The 3,972-nt window shown below is 68.6% G+C and carries 3 protein-coding genes; 1 reads left to right on the top strand and 2 read right to left on the bottom strand.

Annotation, left to right across the window (positions count from 1 at the left end; genetic code table 11):
- Nucleotides 1–141 precede the first annotated feature (141 nt).
- Nucleotides 142–3,156, top strand: coding sequence for an AfsR/SARP family transcriptional regulator (locus RM445_RS31820; protein ID WP_311560574.1), 3,015 nt, complete (start codon nucleotides 142–144; stop codon nucleotides 3,154–3,156).
- Between the two features lie 155 nt (nucleotides 3,157–3,311).
- Here the strand turns inward: RM445_RS31820 and RM445_RS31825 are convergent, their stop codons facing one another.
- Together RM445_RS31825 and RM445_RS31830 are read right to left on the bottom strand one after the other, a co-directional pair.
- Nucleotides 3,312–3,548 carry a hypothetical protein gene (locus RM445_RS31825; RefSeq protein WP_311560572.1) on the bottom strand — a complete coding sequence of 79 codons (237 nt, stop codon included), beginning with the start codon at nucleotides 3,546–3,548 and terminating at the stop codon, nucleotides 3,312–3,314.
- A gap of 13 nt (nucleotides 3,549–3,561) precedes the next feature.
- Nucleotides 3,562–3,789 carry a hypothetical protein gene (locus RM445_RS31830; protein WP_311560573.1) on the bottom strand — a complete coding sequence of 76 codons (228 nt, stop codon included), beginning with the start codon at nucleotides 3,787–3,789 and terminating at the stop codon, nucleotides 3,562–3,564.
- Nucleotides 3,790–3,972 lie beyond the last annotated feature (183 nt).

A 3,972-nucleotide genomic window follows, 5' to 3' on the forward strand; every position in this document is an offset into this window, starting at 1 on the left:
AACCTGGCCATCAGCCTGCACCGACTGGCCGGAGCCACCAATCTCGCCGCCGCGCTACGACATCACGGCCGCAACGCCCAACGACCCCTCCAACTACTCAAGATCAGCTGACTTTGCCGACTCCCTGGGGTCGTGATCGGAATGGACTTCCGGGTTCTTGGGTCGCTCGAGGTCGTGTCCGGCCGAGGCGAGGTCGTGATTCACAGCGCTCAGCAGAGGCGGCTCTTGGCGATCTTTCTCGTTCACGCGGGCGCGGTGGTGTCCGCCGATCACTTGACCCAAGAGCTGTGGGACGAGAAGCCACCGCGGGGCGCCGCGCAGAGCTTGTGGACCTGCGTTGCCCGACTGCGACGGTCGCTTGCGGAGACCACAGGCGAGTCGCTCCTCCTCACGCGTCCACCGGGCTACCTGTTGCAGGTGGAGCCTGACCAGATCGATGCCGGCCGGTTCGAACGGCTCGTCGTCGACAGCGGGTGCCTCGCGCCGGAGCGGGCAGAATCGGTCGAGGACATGCTGTCGCGGGCCCTGGCTATGTGGCGGGGACCCGCATTCGCGGAGTTCGTGGACACGACGTTTGCCTCTGCCGAGGCAGCCAGGCTCGAAGAGCTGCGGCTGACCGCCTACGAGCGACGGTTCGACGCTGAACTCGCGCTCGGTCGCCACGCGAAGTTGATTGCCGACTTGCACAAGTTCATCACGGCGCACCCGTTGAGGGAGTCGCCCCGAGCGCAGCTGATGCTCGCGCTCTATCGCAGTGGCCGGCAGGCAGAGGCGCTCGAGGTGTACCAGGCCTATAGGCGTCTGCTTCACACCGAGCTCGGGCTGGAGCCGTCCGCCCTTCTGCGGACCTGCCAAGTTCAGGTGCTGCACCAGGTGGCCGACCTGGATTGGAAGCCTGCACGCCCCACCGGAGCCGCCCCGACTCGGCACTCGAACATGCGGCCTGAACCAGAGTCTCCTCGCGCCGGTGGGTGGCGGGCGGTTCCGCTGGAGTTCACGTCATTCGTCGGTCGTCTACCCGAGCTGGCCGAGGTGAGCAACGACCTTGCCAGTTCTCGCCTCGTAACCTTGACGGGCGTGGGTGGTGTGGGGAAGACGCGAATCGCGCTACGCACGGCCGACATGGTCTCCGGCCGCTATCCAGACGTCGCGTGGTGCGAGCTCGCTCCGCTGACCGACGCCTCCGCGGTGGGATCGGTCCTGGCCATGACGCTCGGAGCTCAGCGGCAACCCGGCACGGACACGGTCGAGGCGGTACTCGCATTCCTGGTTCCGAGACGCATGCTGATCGTTGTGGACAATTGTGAACATGTCCTCGCCGACGTTCGACCCCTGGTGGAAGCAATTCTGAGCCGGTGTCCCGGGGTCGTCGTCCTGGCTACCAGTCGAGCACCGTTGGGCACCACGGGTGAGCGTATCCGCAGGATTCCACCACTGCCTCTGTCATGTCCGGGCGGGACCTCCGGGCCGGAGTCTCCGGCGGTGACGCTTTTCCTGGACCGCGCCCGGGCTGTCCGGCCGGATCTGAATCTCAGCGATACCAATCTCGGGCTCATCATCGATGTGTGCACCCGGCTCGACGGGTTGCCGTTGGCAATCGAGCTGGCTGCCGCCCGGGTCCGGTCGATGAACCTCGCCGATCTTGCCGCCCGCATCACGGACACCCTCGATCTGCTCCGCGGGGTCGGAGCATCCGCGCGGGATCGGCACGGCACTATGCGCGCCGTCCTCGACTGGTCCTACGACCTGCTGAGTCCGGCGCAGCGACGATTGTTCGATCGACTCTCGGTGTTCGCCGGCGGGTTCGATCTCGCGGCGGCGGAGAACGTGGGCGCCGGCGCCGGCCTCGGGCACGATGACGTGGTCGATCGCCTGGCGGACCTCGTGGACGCGTCGATGGTCATCGCCGGGCCTACCACCGGAGAGAGCCGTTACTTCCTCTTGGAGACGCTGCGGCGGTACGGGCTGCGCCATCTGCTCGACGACGGGGACGTCGACACGTTCCGGCTCGCCCACGCACGCTACTTCGCAACTCAGGTGGAGCGTGCGGATCGCGGACTACGCGGCCCTGACGAGGACCACTGGGTCGACGTCGTCGACCGCGAGCTGGACAACCTGCGCAGCGCACATCGCTGGGCCGTCGAGCAGAACAACGTCGACCTCGCCCTCACCATCTCCGGTGGACTGCGGTACTACGCGCTGTACCGCTTTCGCGACGAGGTCGTCAGCTGGGGTGAAGCCGCAATCGTCCTGCCCGGCGCAGTACATCACCGGTTGTTCGCCGTCACCTGCGGTGCCGTGGCCGAGGGACTGACGGCACGAGGCGAGCTGCGCCGCGCCGACGATCTGGCCCACGCGATCCTCGATCGCGCCTCTGACCTGGACAGCGTCGACCGGCTACCCGGACTGCGTGTCGCCGGGATGGTCGCGCTGTACCAAGGGCGGACCGACGACGGCTTCGGCTACCACTCGGAGATGCTGCGACTCGCCCGTCTGAACCACACCACCTACGAAATGGGCATGGCTCTGCTGGGCCTGGCGCAGTCGCGCACCTACGGAGGTGACCTGCGGGCGGGACTGGCCTTCGCCGACGAGCAGCTTCAAGTGGCCCGGCAGCTGATGAACCCGTCGATGCTGGCCCTCGCTCTGTACGACCAGGCCGAGGCCCTGTCCACCATCGAGCCCGAGACGGCGCATTACAGATACGAACGGGCTATCGACCTCGCTCGGTCCGCCGGTAGCACCTTCGTCGAGGGCATCGCCATGGTCGGGCTCGCGTCGCTGCTCGGCCGGTCGGGCGGTCCTGGCACCGCCCTGCCGCAGTTTCGCACCATCATCGACCGCTGGCGGGACATGGGTATCTGGCACCATCAATGGACCACATTGCGGAATCTCGTCCACCTCCTTCTCCGGATCGGCAACGGCGAGGACGCCGCCGTCCTGATGTACGCGATCGAGACCGGTAGAACCGCCGCCGATGCGTTCGGGACCGACGCCGAACGAATGGCTGAAGCCACCCGCACGCTTCGAGCGATGCTCGGGGAGCCCGGGTGGTCCGCCGCGGTCGCTCGAGGTACCGCCTTCACCGACGACGAGGCCGTGGCCTTCGCGTGCGACGCGATCAACCGCGCCACGGGCTCGACACCTTCGGGTTGACGGTCGCCGGCACGGCCGGGTTCAGGACCTCACCGCCGAGGCGGTTACTGGTGGCCGCACAGCAGTGCGGACGTGGGTCGGTCGGCTGGTCCGGTGGCGGGTCGTCGAGCCGATGCAAGCCAGGGCCGCCGCGACCGCCGGGATACGGATCGGCGTCACCGGCCGATCACGACCCAGAGCCCGAACAGGACGACGAACGCTGCGGCGGCGACGCAGACAATGGCCCTGGCGGTGCCCGCGGCGGGTGAGCGCCGGGGACCGGCGGTCCCGTCGTCGACGGCGGCGCGGGCCGAGAGCCCCAGCATCGCCAGCGCGACCAGAACGACGACCGCGACTGCCGATCCCAGCGACACCAGGAACACGACGAACAGCGAACCCCAGTGGACGGTCATGTCGATCCCTTCCTCACGCCGCCGCGTGGGCGGCGACAGCGACCGGGCGCGGTACCGGCAGTTCGTTGACGTTCGAGGCGGTGATCGGCGTGCGCCGGGACAGCGCGTAGACGCCGGTGGAGGCGACCACCAGCACGGCGCCGACCAGCACGGCGCCCGTCGTCCCGCGGGCGGCGACACAGGCGGCCATAGCCCCGACCGTTGCCGCGGCCGGCAGGGCGAGCAGCCAAACGGCCACCATCCGGCCCGCCACCCACCAGCGCACCGAGCCGGCGCGGCGGCCGGTGGCCGAACCGAGGGGTCGCGTCCCGCTGCGTGGTGTAACTCGCTCCGCGGGAGGCTCTGCGGTTCAGATCATGCCGTCATGAGTTCGGCGGTGGCCACCCCTTCCGGTGGTGTCGGGGTGGCGAGCAGGGCCATGGTG

The sequence above is a fragment of the Pseudonocardia charpentierae genome (assembly GCF_031845345.1).
In the GTDB taxonomy this organism is placed as follows: domain Bacteria; phylum Actinomycetota; class Actinomycetes; order Mycobacteriales; family Pseudonocardiaceae; genus Pseudonocardia; species Pseudonocardia charpentierae.